Origin of the sequence: Macrococcus carouselicus (genome assembly GCF_004359515.1) — a bacterium.
Classification (GTDB): domain Bacteria; phylum Bacillota; class Bacilli; order Staphylococcales; family Staphylococcaceae; genus Macrococcus; species Macrococcus carouselicus.
In genome coordinates this window covers 209556-232313 of sequence record NZ_SCWD01000001.1, presented here as the reverse complement: position 1 = coordinate 232313, position 22758 = coordinate 209556, and the positions used below count along the sequence as shown (strand labels likewise).

The following is a 22758-nucleotide window of genomic DNA, read 5'->3' as shown; positions in this document are numbered from 1 at the left end:
GTTCTCCTTAAACTTCGCTTGTCCACTGCGCGATTCGCATCGCCAGTTCATTTGCTTCCTTGTCGTCCAGCATATTGAATAAATGTAAATAAAGGTGTTCTGTGAGCGCCTCACCGTACAGCTCATAATCAAACTGAATGGAGAAGAAGATGTCAGGGATGCTGACGATGAAGTTCTCCTCTTTCTTGTTTTCATGGATATAGACTTTGCATGTCAGTGTGTCACCGTTACTCTGTCTGATTTTCATTGTGACCTCCAAATTTTTCGTAAGCCGCTGTCAGCCCGATCAGATCATCGCGGTGGGGGACTTTGACGTAGCCCGGCATGATCTGATAGGGCTCTCGTCCTTTAGACGCGAGAACGACCATATCGCCTGGTTCGGCGACGTCAATCGCATGGATGATCCCTGCCTTGCGGTCTGTGAATGAGCGGAAGTTCTGATGGGTCGCCCCCTCCTCCAGCGCATCCGTCAGTTTCTTCGGATCATCGTTCGCCGGATTGTCCGGTGTGAAGATGACGTAATCTGCGCGGCACGCGATTGTGCCCATTTCAGCGGTCTTCGTGAGGTCCCGTTCGCCGGCCATACCGACCAGGAAAATGAGTCTGCCCCTCACAAATGGTTTTATAGCATCGATCAGCTTGTTCATCCCGTCAGGCGTATGGGCATAATCAATGATCAGATCGATCGGCAGGCTGCGGTCAAGCACTTCAAGCCGGCCTTCTACAGGCGGCATATCAGGGACAGCCTGAACGATTTTGTCGATGTCATGGCCGGCCGCAAAGAGCGCTGCGATCGCCGCCATCAGATTATAGATATTGAAGCGGCCGAGGTACGGACTCCTGACCTCGAAGTCGCCTGCCGGTGACCCGAGCGTGAACGTTGTGCCGTGAATCGTCTCTTCGATCGCCGTCGCCCTGAAGTCTGACTCGCTGTCGATGCCGTACGTGATGATCTCGCGTGACGTCACAGTTCTCAGCGTCTCACTGAACGCATCATCATTATTCAGGACGGCATAGGACGGATGATTGCCGAGCTGACTGAAGAGCAGTGATTTCGCATAGCCGTAATCCTGCATCGTGCCATGGAAATCGAGGTGATCCTGCGTCAGGTTGGTGAAGACGGCCACGTCAAAGTCAACGCCGTTCAGCCGGCCGAGCACCAGCCCATGACTTGAGACCTCAAAGCTCATCGCTGCTGCGCCGTGGTCAAGCGCACGCACGATGCTTTTCGTCAGGGTCACTGTCTCAGGTGTCGAGTTCGTGCCTTTTGTCACGTCCTCGTCCAGCTGCAGACCGTTCGTACCGAGATAGGCACTATGGATATTCTGCGCGCGGTGAAGATGATGGATCATTGTCGCGACACTTGTCTTGCCGTTCGTGCCGGTGACACCGAACGTCGTCAGCCTGGTCGCCGGATAATCGAAGAGCGCATGCGCGAAGAGACTCGCGACTCTGAGCGTGTCCGGCACGATGATCTGTGCAATATCTGTGTCCACCGGATGCTCAGTGACGACAAGCCTGCAGCCCTGCTCCCTCACATTCGGGATAAAGCGGTGGCTGTCGACCGTATAGCCTTTTGATGCGACGAATACACTACCGGGCCCTGCCGTGCGTGAATCGGTCGTGATATCCGTCACTTCCGCCGGCAGATGCCCTTTTATTTTTTTGATTTTTATCAGTTTAAGCAGTTCATCAACTTTCACAGGAAAACCTCCTTTAATTCAATTCTCTATTATACACTTTTTCATGGTGATGAGCTGAAAAAAATAACCGTCCGACTCATGTTCAAATATTAAGATTGACCCCTATAATTGTAATTTTTTTGTAATTTTCTCGAATTCTTTGCTGAAAGTCATTATAATGAGATAAACTAACTAAGTACAATTATACTTCTGGAGCGTGTTTATGTTGATAAAGAATAAAAAAATCCTAATTATCACGGGTTCTTTCGGTAACGGACATCTATCAGTTACGAACAGCATTGTCAATCAGTTCAACCAGATGAATCTGACTAACCTGACCCTTATCCAGCACGATCTGTTTCTTGAAGCGCATCCTCTTTTGACATCGGCCCTGAAAAAATGGTACATCAACAGCTATAAATATTTCCGCTCAATGTATAAAACGTTCTACTATTCCAATCCTGATGAAATCGATAAATGCTTCTATAAATATTATGGTCTGAATCGCCTGGTCAATATTCTCCATAACGAAAAGCCTGACCTGATTCTACTGACATTCCCGACACCTGTCGTCTCGCTTCTGACTCAGCAGCTCCAGCTGAAGATTCCGATTGCAACGGTCATGACGGACTATAATATGCACAAGAACTGGATCACACCGGGTTCACAGCGCTACTACGTTGCTGCAGACCATACGAAGCAGCAGCTGACAGAGATCGGTATCCGGACTGAAGATATTCAGGTGACCGGCATTCCGGTCCATCCGAAGTTCGAAGTTCGCCGCGACCGGACGGCTTGGCTTGAACAGAACGGTCTTGACCCCAGCAAGCGTACCCTCCTGATGGTGGCCGGTGCCTTCGGTGTCGTCGAAGGTTTCAGCGATATGCTTGCCGATATGAACAGACGGGCTGATATCCAGTTCGTCGTCGTCTGCGGCAGCAGCCGCAAACTGCTGAAGGAACTGAGCATCTTCAGCGACCATGAGAACATCAGGATTATCGGCTATACGCATGACATGGATGAATGGATGAATGCCTGCGACCTGATGCTCACAAAACCCGGCGGCATCACGATATCAGAAAGCTTAAGTCAGGCTATTCCCCTCGTCTTCTTCAACCCGGCACCGGGTCAGGAAGGTGAGAATGCCCTCTACTTCAGCCGTATGGGTTATGCACGTATCACGCATACCATAGATGAAACACTGCACACATTGATCACCCTGCTGACGGACGACGGAGAACTCGCGCAGATGAAGGCCTATATGGAGCAGGACTATCGCGCCCGCTCTGCTGAAGTCATCTGTCAGGACCTGGTCGCTATACTGAATACATCCCTCATCACCCAGCAGCTCTCATCAAAAGCCTCTCTTTATGCGAGAATCTTTGCCCGGTAAACTGAGAGGAACAGATTTCTCATTGATGCTGGTGATCCTGTTTCTGATGGAATTCGCCAGAGGGATGTTCATCTTGAGTTATCTGCCTATCCTGCCGACCACGGCAGTCGGCATATCGGTCGGTATCACGTCACTCTGTATCTCGCTGCACTTCATCAGTGACGCACTGATGAACTTCTCGACAGGCTTTCTGCTGCGACGTTTCGGCACGAAGAAGGTGCTGAATATCTGCTTCCTGCTCGCTGTCGTCGCGCTCAGTCTGATCGTCGTCAGCCACTCGGCAGTCGTCTACGTGCTCGCAGCCATTATTCTCGGTGTAGCCGTCTGTCCGATCTGGGTCGTGATGCTGAGTTCGGTGAACGAAGAGCGACGAGCGAAACAGATGGGGTACGTCTACTTCGCCTGGCTCGTCGGTATGCTTGCCGGCATGATCAGTATGAACGTGATATTCAAAGTCCACCCGACGCGTTATACATTTCTGATGGCGCTGGTCGCAGTGATCGCATGGCTGCTCTATTTCTTCGTCAGGACAGAGGTTTCCTTCATCGAGAAGAAATCACTGAAGTCACAGTTCAGTCTGATCAAGCAGGTGATGACCGCGCATCTTGTCCTGTTCCCGGGGATTCTTTTCCAGGGCATCGCTATCGGCATGCTGGTACCGATTCTGCCAAGCTATGCTGTCCATCACCTTGAAGTGACGACCCTTGAGTATACATATCTGCTGATGGCAGGAGGAGCCGGCTGTACGCTTGCCATGCTCTTTATCTCCAAGTTCATGGATGATATGCCACGCTTCGTCAGCCATATCGTCATCATCTCAGGCTTTCTCATCTTCGGGCTCAGCATCTTCATCTTAAGCAAGATCCATATCTTCCTGGTGGCGCTCGTCATCGGTCTGATCATCGGCTTATTCTACGGTATGCTGCTGCCCGGCTGGAATACATTTGTCGCTGAGAATGTACATGAGGATAAGAAGGAAGAATCATGGGGCGTCTTCAACAGTCTACAGGGCATCGGGACCATGTTCGGCCCTGTTATCGGCGGCTTTGTCGCTGAGATGGCGCGTGACGTCAATATGACACTCTACTTGTCCGCTCTGATCTTCACGCTGCTCGCCCTCTTCTACAGCGGCTACTTCATCAAAAATAATCGTAGTGTCTAGACCAGAAAAGAGCAGCCGTTATGATAACGGCCGCTCTTTTTTCTGTGGCTCTCTCACTGTCTTGTTAGCCTGCTGGGCGATGCTCTGACGGTGATGATAGACATTCGTCACGATTGTCTTCAGGACGGCATAGGTCGGCACGGCGACGAGAATCGCGACGAAACCTCCAAAATTACCTGCTGCGAGAATGACCGTGATGATAGTCAGCGGGTGAATATTAAGTGATTTACCCATGATGTTCGGTGTGATGACATTGCCTTCAAGCTGCTGAGCAATCGTCATAATGACAATCACGTACACGACCATAAGCGGATCCTGCAGCAGCGCGATGATCAGAGCCGGTATAATGGCAAGATAGGGGCCGAGGAACGGAATCAGGTTGGTCACCATCCCCCATAATGCAAGGACAAGCGCATAGTCAAGGCCGATGACCAGATAGCCGATAAGCAGCAGAGTACCGAGAATGATACTGACGGTCACCTGACCCTGGATATAGTTCTTTAATGTGCTGTCGATATCAGATAACAGGTCCGCGACAAACTTCTTGCGTCGGCCTGTGAATTTTGTCGCGACGAACGGCACAAATCTATCGTGATCCTTCAGCATATAGATCAGGAAGAACGGTACGAGAATCAGCAGAAAGAGGGTCGAAATAAAAGTGGTGATGTACTGAATGCTGTTTTTCATGACCTGACCGATCATTGAATTGAACTGAGAGATCGCATTGTTGATTCTTTCCTTGACATCATCCGGCATTTTGTCACGCTGATCAAGCGCGTAGCTGACATATGACTGGAACTCCTTCTGGATCGACGGGAAGTTCTTGATGAAGCTGTTGATCTGCCCGGCCAGCAACGGTCCGAGGGCCATCACAAAAGCGGCCACCAGTATCACCATCAGCATCACGATGATGAGCAGACTCTTCCATCTCGGCAAATTCTTCTTCCGTTCGAGGTAGTTCTGGAACGGTACCGTGATGTAATAAAGGAAACCACCCAGCACGAGGGGCAGGGCAACAGATTTAAAGATGACAATCAGCGGATAGAAGATGTGATTGATTTCAAGAAAGTATTTAATTACTAAAAAGACGAGCAGCATCACTACAGCTACTCTGAACCAGACCTTATTAAACATAGAGACCTCCTTATTCATGATATTTTCATTATACTCTATTACCCTAAAAATGATGACTTAAAATGAAATATGCTAAAATTGAAGAAGAATAGACAGACTTGAAAAGAGGGATGAGATGTTTAAACGAGGACTCGTTACACCGTATGAACTGAAGAGTATCAAGCTGGAGCGCACCGTCAGGCTCGGCGTCTATCTGCCGGACGCTTACTCAGCGCTGAATGACCATGCGGTGATCATCGCGTTTGACGGTCAGGATTTCAGTCAGCTCGGCCAGCTGCATCGTCAGTACGAACGGCTCTACAGCACAGGTGACATCAGACCCGCGCTCATTATATTCGTGCATTATCCGGATATCGTGACCCGGACAAAGGAGTATCACCCTGACAGTCCCGCTGCAGATAGCATGAAGCAGTTTGTGACGGTAGAACTGGAGGACTGGCTGCGTGACCATTTTGCAGTGTCAGACGAACGATTGCTGATGGGTGACAGTCTGGCTGCCAGCATATCGCTATCAATCGCGCTCCGTGACAGTCGTTTCAGTCAGGCAGCGCTCTTCAGTCCGATGGTGACAGCGGCGATATTCGAGGCGCTGGCAGTCCTGCAGCACCCTGTCCGGCTGTATCAGCTGGTCGGCAAGGAGGAGATCTCCTTCAAGCTGATGAACGGCGAGACGGCTGACTTTCTGTCACCGAACCGTCAGCTCAGGAAAGCACTCGAATCACATGGTATCGACTCTGAATACAGGGAGCTTGACGGCGGTCATACATGGAAGGCATGGAAACCTGAAATCGCTTCCGCTCTGAAGTATTTTTTAAGGGAGTAATTTGTTATAATGGTTTTATTACAGAATAGGAGGCATTCATATGAAACTAGGTATCGTTATCTTCCCTACTTTAGAACTGCAGGAGAAAATCAATTCATATCGTAAACGCTATGACTCACATTATACGGTCATCGCACCCCATCTAACGTTGAAAGAAACATTTGAAGGACAGGACATCAAAGAAGCGGCCGAAAAGATTGAAAATGTGATTGAAAATGTCGGGCCATTCGATATCCAGATCACTAAAGTCTCAAGCTTCGCCCCTGCGAAGAATGTCATCTATTTCAAGGTTGAGAAGAATGATGCACTCACTCAGCTGAATGCAGCACTGACCGAGGCATTCGGTGAGAATGTACATCCATTCGTCCCCCACTTCACGATCGCACAGGACCTGTCGAGTCAGGAGTTCGAGGATATCTACGGCCAGCTGCAGATGACGGGCGTCAACTACAGTGAGACGATCGATAAGATCAGCCTCTGCTACCAGCTCGACAATGGCAACTGGAATGTCTACGAGACATTTAAATTAAGCAACTAAAAAGGACAGATCTCGTATACGAGGTCTGTCCTCTGTCTATTTAGCGGACGATATGATAGCCGGAATCCACGTGAATATTCTCACCCGTGACACCGCTTGATAAGTCGCTCAGTAAGTATGCCGCTGTCTTGCCGACATCGACGATATCCACATTACGTTTCAGCGGGGAACGTTCTTCAACTTCGTGCAGAATCGTGTTCAGCCCACCGACACCTTTCGCACTCAGTGTACGGATCGGTCCCGCTGAGATGGCATTGACACGGATGCCGTCAGCCCCGAGATCCTGTGCCAGATAGCGGACGTTTGATTCAAGGGAAGCTTTCGCGACACCCATCACATTATAGTTCTGCATCGCAATCTCACCACCCAGGTAAGTCGTCGTCACGATGCTCCCGTTCTCAGCCATGATCTTGCTCGCCTCACGCGCTGCAATCGTCAGTGAGTATGAGCTGATGTTATGCGCGAGCAGGAAGCCCTCACGTGACGTCTCTGAGAAGCGGCCTCTTAAGTCCTCTGTATCCGCAAAAGCGATGGAATGATACAGACCGTTGATCTTACCTGTCTTACCTATCTCCTCAAACGCCTTGATAACCGCGTCATCATCTTCAACGTCACACTGGATGACCTGCGCCTCGCTGTTGTTCTTTAAGTCCGGCAGCAGCTTCATCAGAGCATCCTTTGAACGCTCCTTACGGTAAGTGAAAATGACCTCTGCACCCGCTTCGTCAAGCACCTGTGCCACCCCGTAGCCGATACTGCGCTTGTTGGCCACACCCATGATGACATAACGCTGATTCTGTAAATTTAACATACTATCCCTCACATTCTTAAATTAGTACCTACTACTAATCTATCGGTTATGCGGTCAAAAATCAAGGGTAAGCACGTTTAATGATCTGAAAGTGCCGTACTTCCGGGTCAGACCGCGACACTTCACCCACTGCACCTCACAAAAAAACGCCTCTGATGATCAGAGGCGTTCCTATTAAAACAATTCCAGCTCACGTTTCAGTTCATCCACATATTCTCTGCTGCCGGTCACGATAAGACGGTCCTTGAAATGCAGCTCCGTATCACCATGCGGCACGATGGAGTTGTTGTTACGCAGGATGCGGACGAAAATGATATTGCCGCCGAACGGAAACTCGCGCAGCGTCATCTCGTGGTAGCGTGTATTCAGCATCTCGATCTCGTACAGTGAGGATTCGACGTTTGATAACAGGCTGAGCATGTTAGGTGACTCAATCATACTCTTCAGCAGTGTCTTCGTGCTGTCGAATTCATTGAAGATCTCGACACCTGCTGCTGCCAGTGCCTCGTCTTCCCCGGCATTGGCCTGACGGCAGATCACACGTTCAACGCCGTGCGCCTTCGCCATCAGTGCGACCTTGACGTTGATATGTGTGTCGTTCGCTGAGCAGACGACGATATCGTTATCGAAGAGGCCGACTTCTTCCAGCACTTCAGGCGTATAGGCTTCAATCTCAATCACATCGAGGTCAGTGATTTCCTGTTTGTAAGCGTTGTTCTCCAGATAGTAGACGGTAGGATTGTACAGATCGGTCTTGAACGTCTGTGCAATCGGCACGGATAACTGGTTCTTGCCGATAAATGCGATATTGATGATACGTTCTTCACTCAGTTCGACCGGGAACAGCTTCTTGAAGAAGACCGGTACAATGACGCAAGTGATGATCGCGCTCAAGATCAGCGTCCCTGACAGTGTGTTAGAGATAGCTCCCAGCTGTTCGGCGAGCTTTGCCGCAACGATGACAAGTGACAGCGTTGCCGTCAGCAGGAAGGATGACGCGAGTACCGTCTTCTTGTCAAACCATTTGAGCAGGATGCTGAGCGGGATGACTTTAGTCAGGAAGAACAGGACGAACAGCACCGGAATCATCAGCAGAATTGACGGATCCTTCAGCAGTTCGCGGATGTTCAGGTCCACACCGACCATAATGAAGAAGATCGGAATGAAGAAGCCGTAACCGAATGAGTCAAGCTTATGGATCATATCTTTATCCGGCCCGAGGAGACTGACCACTACACCAGCCAGGAAGGCACCGAGGATATTCTCAGCGCCGACTCCCTCCGCAAGCGCGACGAGCAGGATGATCATCGCGAAGACGGCACGGATGCCGATCTGCGTCGTTCCTGCCATCAGCTTATGGATAAAGACAGATTTCTTGAAGTAGCCGCCCATGAAATAGAAGATAGCTGTGAAGACAATCAGGATACCGATCAGCCAGATAGGCGAATCCCCTTTGGCATGCAGTGTACCGTAGACAGTCAGCAGCAGCATCGTCACGAGGTCAGCGATAACGGCGACGAGCAGGATGATCTGACCGATTGATGTCCGCAGCAGGTTCATTTCCTTTAATGTCGGTACGACGACACCGAGTGAAATGGTTGAGATGATGATGACCATGAGCAAAGTGTCATCAACGAGTCCCACCCATTTCAGGATATAGGCTGCAAGAACTGACAGCAGGAAGATCCCGAAGAAGATACCGGACGTCAGCAACAGCCGGTTCGGTTCCTTCTTGTTCTTATTACTCGTATCCTTACTGGATCTGAAGGCAGAGAAATCAATCTCAACACCGCTCAGGAACATCAGAAAGATAACGCCGAGCGTCGATAATATCTGCAGCACTTCGTTCGTCTCAACAAGATTGAGCACCGACTTACCGATCAGAAGACCCATCAGAATTTCAGCGACGACGACCGGCATGAAGTTCAGGTGCAGCCGGTTGATCAGTATCGGTGTAATGAGTGCGGTCACCACAATAATGACCAGCGATAACATATGATGATGCTCCATAACGGACCCCCTATTTTAAAAAATCAATTTATTATATCATATCGGAATCACAAAACTTAAATCATACGGGAGCGGTGCCTGGATGGCGAGCGCCTCACCTGTGACGGGATGGCTGAAGGCCACCTGAAAGGCATGGAGCGCCTGACGCGGCAGACGCGTATCCTCACCGTACAGCGTATCGCCGAGGAGCGGATGACCGATCGCCTTGAAATGGACACGGATCTGGTGGGTGCGGCCGGTATGTAATCTGACGAGCGCAATAGAGTAATCTCCTCTATGCAGCGCAAGATAGCTCGTCAGCGCAGACTTGCCGTCCGGCGCCGTCACACGTTCAATGATGGACGCTGCCTTCCGTCTGATCGGCAGGTCTATCGTCCCGCTTGACGGTAATCTGCCGGCTACTGCACAGAGATAGCGCTTATCAATCCGCCCGGTCATCCAGTGATGGATCAGCTGATGTTTCGCGAAGATGACGACCCCGCTCGTCTGCCTGTCGAGCCGGGTCACGATATGCGGGATGCCCCGCTCCTCGCGTCTGATGAAATGATACAGCACACGTTCCACCAGGCTGTCATGCGGATGCAGCTGTGACGGCATCGTCGATACACCGGCCGGCTTATTCACGATGCAGAGCGCCGCGTCCTCATACAGGATAGTCAGAGGCTCAGCTGACGGCGTCAGGCTCGCACTCGGCGTTTCAGGCGGCAGGACCACAGTCACCGCGTCACCCGGCCTAAGCTCAGCGCGGACAGTACGGACTGTCCCGTTAACAAGAAGAGCGCCATTCTGTTTGATGGCACTCAGACTTTTCTTCGAGATATTGTTCTGCAGCAGAAAGGATTTTAAAGTCATTGCTGCAGTTGCATAATAGTTCAGTTTCATCGGCGTCACTCACTCGCAATAAAGGAATCATGCACGCGTTTCCAGAACGGGAACGGTCTGAAACGGGCAAAACGTATTTTCTCATCCGCGACCCGGTACTGCACGGACTTGATGCCCTGGTGGTCACTTGTGATATGATCGACTGTCAGCAGGAACTTGCCCTTATTGACCGGTGTCACATGCAGGGTATGGTGCTTCGGCAGGACGAGCGGACTGCCGACCGTCCGGAAGACACGGTTGTTGATTGACGCGATCTCTGTCATCTGCATCGCTTCAAGCGATGGATGCATCAGTGCTCCGCCGAGTGCCTTGTTATAGGCCGTCGACCCGCTCGGTGTCGACAGACAGAGTCCGTCCCCTCTGAAGCGCTCGAAGTGCTGACCGCGGATATCCACATCGACGACGAGCGTCGCACCGTTATGCGTCTTGATCGTCGCCTCGTTCAGCGCGAGAAAACGTGTTTCGCGGCCCTGCTCATAGCGCACGATGACTTCAATGAGCGGATACTCGATGCGAAGAATCGGCTCATTCTTGATCGCAATCACGAGCTTCTCCACTTCATGCGGCAGCCAGTCCGCATAGAAGCCGAGATGACCGGTATGCACACCGACGAAACTCACTTCATCCAAGCGGTGACTATAAGTATGAAAAGCCTGCAGGAGCGTCCCGTCACCTCCGACAGAGATGACGATATCGGGTTCCTGCTCGTCCTGAATCAGTTCGAAATCCTTCATATAGCTCATCATCTTCTGTTTTAACGCGTCGCTCTTTGAATCACCTTTTGATAATATCGCAAACTTCATACTGATTCTCCTTATCGTTCACTTCGTTGCTCCGAATAGAACTTCTGGGCTTCCTTGATCTCTTCTCTGATCTCGGACATCTCCTGATCAAGCAGAAAGGCCGCTTCCGCCGCACGTTCCAGACGCGTCTGAATCTGCGGGGGATAGACGCCGTCATACTTATAGCGCAGCGTATGCTCTATCGTCGCCCAGAAGTTCATCGCAAGCGTGCGGATCTGGATTTCAGCCAGAATCATCTTCTGGCCGTCCAGTGTCTCAATCGGATAACGGATGATGACGTGGTAGGAACGGTAGCCGCTCTCCTTCGTCTCCTTGATGTAGTCGCGTTCCTCCACCACCTCAAAGTCATTGCGGCTGCGTAACAGCGCCACGACCGTATCGATGTCATCCACGAACTGGCACATCACTCTCAGTCCGGCGATATCGTACATCTCTTCTGACAGCTTGTCGAACGGAATTCCCCTTTGTCCCGCCTTCTCAATAATGCTCGGAATCGGTTTGACGCGACCGGTGACAAATTCAATCGGCGACGATATACCGGCGCTCTGATACTGTTTCCGGATTCCTTTCAGCTTCATCTTCAGTTCATCAATTGCCTGTTTGTATGGTGCTAAAAATATATCCCACTGGTTCATATGGGCTCTCCCCTTTATAAAGCGAATACCTCTTCTACTTTTTCAGTAAATTCTTTGCCGTAGTTATGATTGTCCTTGATATTATCAAGCAGCAGCTCAAACTCCTCTGTGAAACGATCCAGTCTGATCGTGCCGTACAGATACCATTCCTTATCCTTGTAGTCATGCATCATCGGCCATGTTTCCTCGACAAAGCGCAGATGCTGATACCGCTCGCCGTCATCCAGCTGATAGACGAACTGGAAATGGTCGCTATCCGTGATCATCTGACCTGTTGCTGTTAACTCAAGCGGTTCCTCCGCAGTGAAGACGTGGACCTGCTGATCCACCAGTTTGATTTCATTGACATGTAAATTCATTTTAACCTCTCCTTTAACAAACATATTTTATCATAAAAGCACACTCGAATATAGCTGTACCGCTCTTACTTTACTTCAATTAAATTGTCCGCCATAATAAAAATATCTAGGAGGGATAGAGTGGAAGAATTAGAGATCGAATTCAAGAATTTAATTGAGTACGCGGTGTATGACCGTCTGCGCAGCACTTACTTCAAGGAAGCAGAGGTCATCACGCAGACCAACTTCTATATAGATACAAAAAACAATGCTATTCAGAGCCATAGAATAGCACTGCGCATCCGTGATACAGGTGACAGCCTGATGATGACGCTGAAAGTCCCGCAGACTGTCGGCACTATGGAATACCATGGCACCATCAATCCGGCCCTGCTGGATGAGGAAGTGATCGATCCGGCGGAAATCCCTGACAATATCAGACAGCAGCTCGAGGAACGCCGTATTCCGGTCGACTCCTTATATATCGTCGGTGCTCTGTCTACGGAACGCCGGGAGATCTCTTATAAAGGCGGCTTACTTGTCTTGGATGCCAGCCGTTATCTCGATGCGGAAGATTACGAGCTTGAATACGAGGTCTCTGATTACGACCATGGGCTCGAAATATTTGAGTCCTTCCTGAATCAGCAGGGCATCACCTCCAGGAAACCGCTGAATAAAATACAGCGTTTCTATGCCCGTCATGCCATGCTGACAAGCAAATCACTTTAATATTCTCCTATAAGTGATATATTTATGTAAAGGACAGATGAAGATGTCAACACCTTATGAAGCAATCGGACAAGCTACTCTTGATGCAGTCATCGATCGCTTCTACTATTATGTAGAGGCTGATACGAGAATCAATCACCTCTTTCCAGGTGATTTCACGGAGACTGCCCGTAAACAGAAGCAGTTTCTGACACAGTTTCTAGGTGGCCCGGCTCTTTTTACTGAAGAACATGGTCATCCTATGCTCAGAATGCGCCATCTTCCTTTTAAAATCACGACATTCGAACGTGATGCCTGGGTTGAAGATATGACCCGTGCACTCAATGATTTCGACATGGACAGTGAACTCAGATCATTCATATTGGAACGTCTTGAGATGACCGCCACACATATGGTGAATACTGAAGAATAAGTGTAGGTGAAAGCATGAAACCGTTACAGCTCGTCGAATACCAGACCAATCTACCACTGCAGCCTGTGAAGAAGATCGAGATCTATTCCTTTTTCGATCCATTCTGTAAGGACAGCTGGGAACTGAAGACGCTTCTCCGTAAACTGCAGATTGAATATAATCCGTATATTGAGATCAAGCATATCCTGCTGCCGACGCTGCGCATTCTGACGAAATGTCAGGCACAGAGTACGACAGAGGATGATAATATCGCGCTCGCCTATAAGGCAGCGGAACTGCAGGGGCGTAAGAAGGCAGCCATGTTCCTCCGTTTCCTGCAGAACGAGACGATGACAAAGAATGATATCATCACGCGTGATCTGCTGATGCAGTCCGCACAGAAAGCGAACCTGGACCTGGACACTTATACTGACGATATACGCAGCACCCATGTGACAAATTCACTGAAAGTTGACCAGCATATCGCCCGGGAGATGGAAGTGAATATGTCACCGACCTTAGTCTTCTTCAATGAGAACTACGAGGATGACGGCTTAAAGGTAGAAGGTGTACAGCCTTACGCCATCTATACGTATATTATCAATGAGCTGATAGAGATGGGTATTGAGAAAGAACTGCCGCCGACGCTCGCTGATTATCTGACGCAGCATGAGATGGTCTCTGAGAGTGAGCTTGAGATTATTTACGAGTGGCCGGTAAAGATACTGGACCGCGAACTGAAGAAACTGAAGCTTAAGGGTGAGATAGAAGAAGTGACCTATAACGACGCAAAGTACTGGCGTAAGAAGAAATAGATGGAAAAGCAGCTGACTGATGCCGGCTGCTTTTTTATGCTGAAAAACTGCACAAAAAAACACCGTGTCTGTATACACGGTGTTTCAAACAAAGGGGATGGGAGAAATTTTCACTCAAACAAAGGGGTATGTTTGGTATGTGATAAATTTCATATTCGTAATATATCATGAATTTTTAAGCTTATCAATCATTTGTATCTCTTTTCACAATTTTGTCATATTGAAAGCGTTTTTTTATCTGTTATACATTTTTCTGATTAATTTTTCAAACTCATCAAGGCGCTGTTCAAACACTTTGCAGGCCTGTTCTATAGGTTCGCTCGTCGTCATGTCAACACCCGCCTTCTTCAGAACTTCGATCGGATAGTCTGAGCTGCCCGCTTTCAGGAACTGATTGAGATAACGGTCGACAGCGGGTTTCCCTTCTGTCAGAATCTGATTGCTGAGTGCCATTGCTGCACTGTAGCCTGTCGCATACTGGTAGACATAGTAGTTATAGTAGAAGTGCGGGATACGGCTCCACTCTTTTGCGATGTTGTCATCTGTCTCAACTGCATCACCGTAATATTTCCGGTTCAGTTCTGCGTACTCGTGATTCAGGCGCTCACCTGTCAGCGGTTCGTTGTTCTGCGAAAGCGTATGGATCAGATGCTCGAACTCGGCGAACATCGTCTGTCTGAAGACGGTTCCCTTGAAGCCCTCAAGCTGATGGTTGAGGAGGTAGAGTTTCTTCTTTTCATCCGTCAGGTTCTCATACATATGATGTGCAAGTAACGCCTCGTTGCACGTTGAAGCCACTTCTGCGACGAAGATGGAGTAGCCGGACATATTGGACGGCTGGTGCTGTCTTGAGAAGTAGCTGTGCGCTGAATGGCCGAATTCATGCGTCAGCGTGAATGTATTGTTGACTGTATCCGTCCAGTTCATCAGAATGAACGGGTTGGTGCCGTAAGTGCCTGAGGAATATGCGCCGCTTCTCTTACCCTGGTTCTCATAAATATCCACCCAGCGATTGTTCAGCCCCTCCTCGATCACTGCTGTGTATTCCTCGCCCATCGGCTTGAGTGAGTCAAGCATCCATTTCTTCGCCTCATCATACGTCACCTCAAACTTCTCGTCCTGGACAAGTGGTGTATACATATCGTACATCTTCATGTCATCTAAGCCGAGCAATTCTTTACGGAGTGCAGTATAACGATGCAGCAGATGCAGGTTGTCATGGATGGTGCTGATCAGATTATCATAGACGCTCTCAGGGATGTCATTATTCATCAGTGCCTGCTGACGTGGTGAATCATAGTGACGCACTTTGCTTGAGAAGAGCGCTGATTTCACCTTGCCGGCGAGCGTCTGGGACAATGTGTTATTGAACTGGCCGTATGCACGGTAGACTTCCTTGAAGGCATTCTCGCGCAGGACGCGGTCCTCTGACTCCAGATATTTGCTGTACGTCCCTTGTGATAAAGGGTGCTTGCTGCCGTCCTTGTCCTCCACATCATTGAACTTCAGGTCAGCATTGTTAAACATACTGAAGACATTGCTCGGTGTCGATAATGCTTCCCCTGCTTCAGCGAGGATTTTCTCTTCTTTATCAGATAATACGTGTTTTTTCTTTTTCATGATGCGCGCTAGATCAAACTTGTAGCGCTCAAGCGCCGGTTTCTCTGTGATGAATCCGTTGATTGTCTCTTCGTCAATCGTCATCAGCTCCGGCAGCATGAAGCTCCAGGCACTTGCCAGCTTAGCGGCAAGCGCGGCAGCGCGCTGTTCCATTCCTGAATACTTGGCGTCAGATGTATCCTGGTCATGTTTCAGATGTGCATATGTATAGACCTTGCCTAGCTTCTCATCAATCTCGCTGTCGAGTGTGAGCGCCTGGTATAGGATATCCGCACTGTCACCTAGATGCCCTTTCACTTCCTCCTCGCGGCCGATGTAACCCTCCACTTCTTTGAACGCTTTCTCAAAAGCGGCGTCATCCTTGTAGATGGTCGTTAAATCCCATGTGTTCTCCAGTTTCTGTTCTGCTCTTGTTATCAGTTCTGCCATTCCATTACCTCCATCAAATTATGTTATGATAATTTTCTCATTTTTCAGTTATTATTGCACGCATAATCTCTTATAGGCTTCCCTGTACTGCTTAATCAGTTCAGCTGTCAGTTCATTATTCGTCTGAGTCATGCCGTAGAATTCCAGCTTTTCCGCGAACCGCGCCATCTCAAATATCCCGGACTTCAGCTCCAGCAGCAGCTGACACTGCCACGCAACTGGATGCGTCCTGACAAAGAACTGCAGCGGCACGACGATTCCGACTGCTGACGGCAGCCCGCCGTGATGAATCCGCAGCTGGTAGAGTGCGCTCAGTGTGGGTTCACGGACATCCTTCTTCTGCAGACACTGTCTGATATATGCTGACTTCTGCCCTGCGGTCATCACAGCTGCCGACGAAGACATGCGTCCCGCCTGCAGAAAGTCCCGAATGGCATGAATTTCTGTTCTGACATACCCTATACTTAAATCAGACTGAATATCCGTCAGCTGATAGCAGTAGAACTTCTCAAGATCACTGTCAAAACTATAGAGCTGCATACGTGCTGACTGTACAAGGGCTTTCTGAAACGCGGTGAGCCTGAGCGTGGCCGTCTGCTTATTCAGCGCGTGCTCATCTGCAATCCAGATGACCTTGATGCCGAGCTTGCGGTAGCCTGCACTCCGCCTTTCGATCGCATCGACCGGTATGACGGACAGCTGCAGCTCCAGCGCAAGACGTCTGTTGATGAGGATATCCGGTATCTGCTCGATATCGCTCAGGTAGTATTCCATATCCACCTTATAGGGCCGAGCTAAATCATAGAGCATATGCTTGCCCTTTAAGTGAGCAGGTGACTCTGTCTTATAAGTCGACTTATGACAGTCGATGATCCGCTGGTGCGAGAAATGGGCGATTTTATAGCGTCCCTTTTTCAGCACGACCGGTTTCAGACAGACCGGACAGCGATAGAACCGCTTTGTATCCGCCTGGTCTGCCTGTGTATAGATACCGTCTTCAGTAACCGCAATCAGCACGAAAAACACCCCCTACTAAATAATCGTAGAGAGTGCCTGTTTTACTTTTTAAAGATTATATAGTTTGTGTAAATTACTGTGCGAAATATTTTCTGACCTGACGGCGGACATTATGGCTCAGCACGACTTTGCCGTATTCCTCAAGCATCATCTGATTCATCTTTGTCGGATCTGCATACTCAAAGAGCTGTGCGACAAAGCTGTCCATTTCCTCTTCAGGCGCACGTTCATCGAAATGAACATAATAATAGTACTTACCGTCATGCATATAGAGCAGGTCTTCCATATCAATCTCAATGGAAGGGGCATGGCTGTACTGGATGACTTCTTCAAGGCCTCTGAACGCCCCGATCAGATCATGTCGTGTCTTCTGCTTATTCTCTTCAGTCGCACGGCCAAGCAGTTCTGAGACACCCTGATCATGTTCAAGCGCTTTATTCAGATATTCATTGACCTGATATTCAAGCTGGTCACTCGTCTCCTCTTCCGGCAGGTGCATAAAGTCATCAGACTTCGATTTCGTGACGACAAACTCAATTCCTTTATCGAAAGCATGAACTTGGATCCAGAGCGGGCCTTCAACGACGAACTCTTCCTCCTCGTTGATCTCCTCCATCATGGACCAGAAGAACTCTTCACCTTTGCGCCGGTTCATCCAGAGATCATCCTGCCTGAAACCTCGCTCCTCAATATCGCGATAAGTCAGATAAAATTTGATAGTCGAATCATTAACGCGTTCTATTCTCATCCCGAAACCTCCTTACTGATGAGTAGTATATATATTGTATTATACCCACCCGTAAAAGACTAACAATATGATTGAAAAAAGCTACCTTAAAAGGTAGCTTAGTCAACCATCCGCTGCGCTTCAAGCAGCTGAAATGTACGAACTTTACGCGGCAGGAAACGACGGATCTCATCTTCATTATAACCGACCTGCAGACGCTTCTCGTCTAAAATAATCGGGCGACGAAGTAAACCGGGATTGTCCTGAATAATCTGATACAGTTCCTGCAGCGGCATTGCATCGATATCCACGTTTAATTTCTGGAATGTTTTAGAACGGGTAGAGATGATTTCATCTGTTCCATCCTCTGTCATACGTAAAATAGCTTTTATTTCATCGATTGATAAATTGTCTGAGAAAATATTGCGCTCCGTATACGGAATATCATGTTCTTGTAACCATGCTTTCGCTTTACGGCAAGATGTGCAACTAGGTGAAGTAAATAATGTTACCATACATCTCACACTCCTAATATTTTATTTTTGAATTAAGTTAAATCAAATCAGTGATGGCTTGAATAGTTCTCTATTCCCTGCTGTCCATTCGTTAAACCTCAAACAGGAATTCCATCTCTGACCCTATGACTTTATTATAATGTAGGAAAATGAAAATTAAATGAGAAAAAACAAATTACTTTTCATTTTCAGAAAGTTTTCTTAAAGTCGTCATATTTAACCTGACCGTCAAATAAGGTACAATAAACAAAACGCACTAAAAGGAGACTTTCTTATGGAAACTTTATTTTCTGGTATACAGCCAAGCGGCGTACCGACGATCGGAAATTACATCGGCGCGCTGAAACAGTTCGCTGACATTCAGAATGACTACGACTGTTACTTCTGTATCGTCGATCAGCATGCGATCACAGTCCCTCAGGACAGAATGAAATTACGGCAGAACATCCGCTCACTGGCAGCACTGTATCTTGCGAGCGGCATCGATCCGGAGAAATCAACCCTCTTCATCCAGTCGGAAGTACCGGCGCACGCACAGGCGGGATGGATGCTGACTTCCATTGCGACAATCGGCGAACTGGAACGCATGACACAGTTCAAAGACAAAGCGAAAAACCGTAAAGACGGTATCCCGGCCGGCCTCCTGACCTATCCGCCGCTGATGGCAGCAGATATTCTGTTATACGGGACCAAGATTGTACCGGTCGGTGAAGATCAGAAGCAGCACCTGGAGCTGACACGGGACCTTGCAGAACGCTTCAACACGCGCTATAACGACATCTTCACGATGCCGGAAGTCCGCATGCCGAAAGTCGGCGGCCGCGTCATGAGCCTGCAGGAACCGACGAAGAAGATGAGTAAATCTGACAGCAACACGAAGGGCTTCATCTCATTACTTGATCCACCTGCAACTGTCGCAAAGAAAATCAAGAGTGCCGTGACCGATTCAGACGGCGTCGTCAGATTCGATAAAGAGAACAAACCCGGTGTCTCCAACCTGCTGACCATCTACTCCATCTTCAGCGGTGAAACAATCGAAGCACTAGAAACGAAGTACGAAGGTAAAGGCTACGGTGACTTCAAAGCAGACCTTGCTGAGGTGGTATCTGCGTTCATCACCCAGTTCCAGGATAAATATCATCATTATATGGAATCAGATGAGCTGGATGCAATACTCGACCGTGGTGCAGAAAAAGCGAACCATAAGGCGAACAGAATGCTGAAGAAAATGGAAAACGCCATGGGCCTCGGCCGCAAACGTAAGTAAGATGAGAAAAGTCACGGTTCTTGTCGGATTGAGTCCGGAACCGTGACAAATAGTAAAGGAGCAATCAGCTGATTGCTCCTTTTTAAGTATTATTTTTTACCTTCAATGTAAGTTTCTTTAAGCGTTGTGTCGCCTGAGAATTTGTGAGTGACATAATTTTTAACGTAAGGTTGTACTAAACGAGCTGATCCACGTTGATACATCGGGATAATCGCCGCATCTTCCAAGAATAAGTTCTCAGCATCCTGCATTGTATTCCAGCGTTTTTCAGTGTCATCAAGTAACGTCGTTTTAGCATCTTTGATCATTTTGTCGTACTCTTTGTTAGAGTAGTTCATCTGGTTATGTGGTCCGTCAGTCACGAACATATCAAGGAATGTCATTGCATCCGGATAGTCAGGACCCCAGCCTGCGAATGAGATATCGTAGTTACCTTTGGACTCTAAATCAAGTTTCTGTTTGAATGGCTGCTGCTTGATTTTGATGTTAACACCTGGCAGGTTCGTTTCAATCTGTTCCTTGAAGTACTCAGCATCTTTCTTAGAAGTATCTGCATCGTATGTTAATAACTCGATATCAAATTTATCTTTACCGAGTTCTTTCTTAGCTGCATCGTAAGCTTTTTTCGCTTCAGCTTTATCGTACTTCAGCGGAGATTTGATACCTTCGTGGAAGTCTTCGCCCGCTTCATTTTTAAGGAATTCCTTCGGAGTCAGACTGTCAGTGGCTTCTGAACCATTGTTCAGTAATGTTTTAACATACTTTTCTTTATCGATTGATTTCGCTAAAGCAAGGCGTAAGTTTTTGTTCTGTAGATCTTTATTCTTCTGGTTCATACGGATGAAGTATACAGAAGACTGTAATTCAGTCTGGAAGTCAGGATCTTTCTTGTATTTAGATACCTGCTCAGCCGTCAAGCCGACACGGTCCACTTTACCTGTTGTGTAAAGGTTGAGACCCGTCTGCTGGTCTTTAACGATTGTGTAGTTAACTTCTTCAAGTTTGACTTTATCTTTATCCCAGTATTCTTTGTTCGGCATTAACTGGAATTTCTCTTCAGTTTTCCATTCATTCAAGACGAAAGGACCATTATAGACTGTATTATCTTTAGTCGTACCGTATTTTTCGCCTTTTTCTTTAACAAACTTTTCATTCTGTGGTAAGAAAGTACCGAATGCCAGTAATTCCTGGAAGTATGGTACGTTTGTTTCCAGCTGAACTTCAAGTGTGTGGTCATCAATTGCTTTGACGCCTAACTCATCAGGCTTCATCTTTCCAGCATTGACAGCTTCTGCATTTTTCAGATCATACATGATATATGCATATTCTGAACCCGTCTTAGGATCTAACGCACGTTTCCAAGCGTATTCGAAGTCCTTCGCAGTGACTGGGTCACCGTTAGACCATTTAGCATCTTCACGTAACTTGATCGTCCATGTTTTACCGTCTTCTGATTTTTCCGGATTCCCTTCAGCTACACCCGGGATTGCTTTGTCATCTTTATCGAGTGTATACAGGCCTTCGAAGACCTGGTTGAAGACGTTGAATGATACTTGGTCAGTTGCAAGAGCTGAGTCAAGAGATGGAATATCTGAACCTTCAAGTAAGTTTAATACCTGTTTCTCGCCGCCGCCTGATCCGCTTTTTGAATCGGCGCTTGAGCCTGCATCCTTATTATCCCCGCCGCCTGATGAACAAGCTGCTGTGAAACCTGATACTGCGATAAGTGATGCCAGGAATAATGAACTCTGTTTCTTCATGAATTTGCCCCCTATTGTTTAGTGAAAATCAATCTGTTTAAATTTTCAGAAGATTTGTATTAATTATATTTTACTAATGTGGATGTTGCAATACTTTTTTAAAATTTTTTGGAATAATTTAAAATTTATATTCATTCAGTAAAATAGTTTGTTATTACTAGGAAAACGGTTATATGACACTCATTATACAGCAACAAGAATAATCGCTTATGAGAAAACCATATCCTGCTGGATATGGTTTCATTCTATAATTGTGCCGCTACAGATGGCTGGTTAGCCCGGTGATTATAATTCGCTTTATGCTGTTGATACTCAGCAGGCGAACAGTAGACGAAGTGGTCAGGTGCCACTTCACGCAGCTGCAGTACATCGTCTGCAGAATAGGCATGGACATCCGGATTATAAGTACGGCGGACACGTGTTCTTTCGCTTTCAGGATCCGGTAATGGAATCGCGGAAAGTAAGGATTTCGTATACTCATGCAGTGGATTGTTGTAGATGGAATCAGCAGGTCCTATTTCAACGAGCTTACCGAAATACATGACACCAATGCGGTCTGAGATATATTTAACCATCGATAAATCATGCGCAATGAAGAGGAAAGTGATACCGCGTTCTTTCTGCAGTTTCTGCATCAAGTTAACAACCTGTGCCTGAATTGATACATCGAGTGCTGAGATCGGCTCATCCGCGATGATGAAGTCAGGTTCAACGGCCAGAGCACGGGCGATACCGATACGCTGACGCTGACCCCCTGAGAATTCATGTGGATAACGGTTGGCATGTTCTCGGTTCAGACCGACTGTTTCGAGTAATTCGTATACACGGTTGGCGCGGTCTTGTTTATTTGCCGCAAGGTTATGGATATCAATCCCCTCAGCAATAATATCCATGACTTTCAGACGCGGATTAAGTGACGCATATGGATCCTGGAAGATCATCTGCATACGTCGGTTGAATTTCAGTAGATCTTTCTTGCGTTTAATCGACTGGATATCAGTACCTTCAAAGTAGACTTTACCGTCTGTTGCATTGTAAAGCTTGATCAGCGAACGGCCGGTTGTTGATTTACCGCAACCTGATTCACCTACAAGTCCTAACGTCTCGCCTTTATAGATGTCAAATGACATATCATCAATCGCCTTTACTTCATTCGGTTTACCGACATTGAAGTATTGCTTTAAATTTCGGACTTCAATCAGCTTCTCCTTGCCGTCACCATAGAATGTCGTATAACCCAGCTGACGGATTTCTTCATCAGTCAGCATCGTACGGCC

The 22758-nt window shown here is 47.8% G+C and carries 23 protein-coding genes; 8 read left to right on the top strand and 15 right to left on the bottom strand.

Annotated elements, in window-relative coordinates; translation table 11 throughout:
* Positions 1-7: 7 nt before the first annotated feature.
* Both ERX40_RS01220 and ERX40_RS01215 read right to left on the bottom strand, forming a co-directional pair.
* Positions 8-247 carry a YueH family protein gene (locus tag ERX40_RS01220; RefSeq protein ID WP_133416677.1) on the bottom strand — a complete coding sequence of 80 codons (240 nt, stop codon included), beginning with the start codon at positions 245-247 and terminating at the stop codon, positions 8-10.
* Positions 228-1703 (bottom strand): UDP-N-acetylmuramoyl-L-alanyl-D-glutamate--L-lysine ligase, encoded by a 1476-nt coding sequence (locus ERX40_RS01215; protein WP_133416676.1) that lies wholly within the window; start codon positions 1701-1703, stop codon positions 228-230. Before ERX40_RS01215 ends, ERX40_RS01220 begins: the two co-directional genes overlap by 20 nt.
* A gap of 202 nt (positions 1704-1905) precedes the next feature.
* Here ERX40_RS01215 and ERX40_RS01210 point away from each other — a divergent pair, with 202 nt between their 5' ends.
* Together ERX40_RS01210 and ltaA are read left to right on the top strand one after the other, a co-directional pair.
* Positions 1906-3075 (top strand): diglucosyl diacylglycerol synthase, encoded by a 1170-nt coding sequence (locus ERX40_RS01210; protein WP_133416675.1) that lies wholly within the window; start codon positions 1906-1908, stop codon positions 3073-3075.
* Positions 3053-4237: a lipoteichoic acid biosynthesis MFS flippase LtaA gene (gene ltaA / locus ERX40_RS01205; protein ID WP_208001638.1), complete on the top strand. Its 1185-nt coding sequence runs from the start codon at positions 3053-3055 to the stop codon at positions 4235-4237. The genes ERX40_RS01210 and ltaA overlap by 23 nt, the downstream gene beginning before the upstream one ends.
* Positions 4238-4255: 18 nt before the next feature.
* Here ltaA and ERX40_RS01200 read toward each other — a convergent pair whose 3' ends face one another.
* Positions 4256-5371 carry an AI-2E family transporter gene (locus tag ERX40_RS01200; protein ID WP_133416674.1) on the bottom strand — a complete coding sequence of 372 codons (1116 nt, stop codon included), beginning with the start codon at positions 5369-5371 and terminating at the stop codon, positions 4256-4258.
* A 115-nt stretch (positions 5372-5486) separates the two neighbouring features.
* On the opposite strand from ERX40_RS01200, the gene ERX40_RS01195 reads away from it, so the two are divergent.
* Both ERX40_RS01195 and ERX40_RS01190 read left to right on the top strand, forming a co-directional pair.
* On the top strand, positions 5487-6194 hold the full coding sequence (locus ERX40_RS01195; protein ID WP_133416673.1) for an alpha/beta hydrolase: 708 nt from the start codon (positions 5487-5489) through the stop codon (positions 6192-6194).
* 40 nt (positions 6195-6234) lie between these two features.
* A complete protein-coding gene (locus ERX40_RS01190; protein ID WP_133416672.1) occupies positions 6235-6732 on the top strand; it encodes a 2'-5' RNA ligase family protein in 498 nt (165 codons plus the stop codon).
* Between the two features lie 40 nt (positions 6733-6772).
* On the opposite strand, the gene fabI is transcribed toward ERX40_RS01190, so the two are convergent.
* The 6 genes from fabI to ERX40_RS01160 form a co-directional block, all read right to left on the bottom strand.
* Positions 6773-7543: an enoyl-ACP reductase FabI gene (fabI, locus tag ERX40_RS01185; RefSeq protein WP_133416671.1), complete on the bottom strand. Its 771-nt coding sequence runs from the start codon at positions 7541-7543 to the stop codon at positions 6773-6775.
* A 174-nt stretch (positions 7544-7717) separates the two neighbouring features.
* Positions 7718-9553: a monovalent cation:proton antiporter family protein gene (locus ERX40_RS01180; protein ID WP_133416670.1), complete on the bottom strand. Its 1836-nt coding sequence runs from the start codon at positions 9551-9553 to the stop codon at positions 7718-7720.
* Positions 9554-9589: 36 nt separating this feature from the next.
* Positions 9590-10435, bottom strand: coding sequence for an RluA family pseudouridine synthase (locus tag ERX40_RS01175; protein WP_133416669.1), 846 nt, complete (start codon positions 10433-10435; stop codon positions 9590-9592).
* Between the two features lie 5 nt (positions 10436-10440).
* A complete protein-coding gene (locus ERX40_RS01170; RefSeq protein WP_133416668.1) occupies positions 10441-11238 on the bottom strand; it encodes an NAD kinase in 798 nt (265 codons plus the stop codon).
* An 11-nt stretch (positions 11239-11249) separates the two neighbouring features.
* A complete protein-coding gene (gene yjbM, locus ERX40_RS01165; RefSeq protein WP_133416667.1) occupies positions 11250-11873 on the bottom strand; it encodes a GTP diphosphokinase in 624 nt (207 codons plus the stop codon).
* A 14-nt stretch (positions 11874-11887) separates the two neighbouring features.
* Positions 11888-12232 (bottom strand): UPF0738 family protein, encoded by a 345-nt coding sequence (locus ERX40_RS01160; protein ID WP_133416666.1) that lies wholly within the window; start codon positions 12230-12232, stop codon positions 11888-11890.
* Positions 12233-12352: 120 nt separating this feature from the next.
* On the opposite strand from ERX40_RS01160, the gene ERX40_RS01155 reads away from it, so the two are divergent.
* The 3 genes from ERX40_RS01155 to ERX40_RS01145 are packed head-to-tail and all read left to right on the top strand — an operon-like array spanning position 12353 to position 14146.
* A complete protein-coding gene (locus ERX40_RS01155) occupies positions 12353-12940 on the top strand; it encodes a CYTH domain-containing protein (RefSeq protein WP_165980611.1) in 588 nt (195 codons plus the stop codon).
* Positions 12941-12983: 43 nt separating this feature from the next.
* A complete protein-coding gene (locus tag ERX40_RS01150) occupies positions 12984-13352 on the top strand; it encodes a globin domain-containing protein (protein ID WP_133416664.1) in 369 nt (122 codons plus the stop codon).
* 14 nt (positions 13353-13366) lie between these two features.
* On the top strand, positions 13367-14146 hold the full coding sequence (locus ERX40_RS01145; RefSeq protein WP_133416663.1) for a DsbA family protein: 780 nt from the start codon (positions 13367-13369) through the stop codon (positions 14144-14146).
* A 234-nt stretch (positions 14147-14380) separates the two neighbouring features.
* Here ERX40_RS01145 and pepF read toward each other — a convergent pair whose 3' ends face one another.
* The 4 genes from pepF to spxA all read right to left on the bottom strand — a co-directional run bounded on the left by pepF (position 14381) and on the right by spxA (position 18454).
* Entirely contained in the window at positions 14381-16195 is a 1815-nt protein-coding gene (pepF, locus tag ERX40_RS01140; RefSeq protein WP_133416662.1) for an oligoendopeptidase F, read from the bottom strand.
* A 51-nt stretch (positions 16196-16246) separates the two neighbouring features.
* Entirely contained in the window at positions 16247-17212 is a 966-nt protein-coding gene (locus ERX40_RS01135; RefSeq protein ID WP_165980610.1) for a competence protein CoiA, read from the bottom strand.
* A 73-nt stretch (positions 17213-17285) separates the two neighbouring features.
* Positions 17286-17960, bottom strand: coding sequence for an adaptor protein MecA (gene mecA, locus ERX40_RS01130; RefSeq protein ID WP_133416660.1), 675 nt, complete (start codon positions 17958-17960; stop codon positions 17286-17288).
* Between the two features lie 98 nt (positions 17961-18058).
* Positions 18059-18454: a transcriptional regulator SpxA gene (gene spxA / locus ERX40_RS01125; protein WP_133416659.1), complete on the bottom strand. Its 396-nt coding sequence runs from the start codon at positions 18452-18454 to the stop codon at positions 18059-18061.
* Between the two features lie 274 nt (positions 18455-18728).
* Between spxA and trpS the strand changes: the two genes are divergently transcribed.
* The gene (gene trpS, locus ERX40_RS01120) at positions 18729-19721 is read left to right on the top strand and encodes a tryptophan--tRNA ligase (protein ID WP_133416658.1); all 993 of its coding nucleotides are present in this window, start codon (positions 18729-18731) and stop codon (positions 19719-19721) included.
* A gap of 89 nt (positions 19722-19810) precedes the next feature.
* On the opposite strand, the gene ERX40_RS01115 is transcribed toward trpS, so the two are convergent.
* Both ERX40_RS01115 and ERX40_RS01110 read right to left on the bottom strand, forming a co-directional pair.
* Complete coding sequence (locus ERX40_RS01115) at positions 19811-21481, bottom strand: peptide ABC transporter substrate-binding protein (RefSeq protein ID WP_133416657.1); 1671 nt, start codon at positions 21479-21481, stop codon at positions 19811-19813.
* A 245-nt stretch (positions 21482-21726) separates the two neighbouring features.
* Complete coding sequence (locus ERX40_RS01110) at positions 21727-22749, bottom strand: ABC transporter ATP-binding protein (RefSeq protein ID WP_133417570.1); 1023 nt, start codon at positions 22747-22749, stop codon at positions 21727-21729.
* Positions 22750-22758 lie beyond the last annotated feature (9 nt).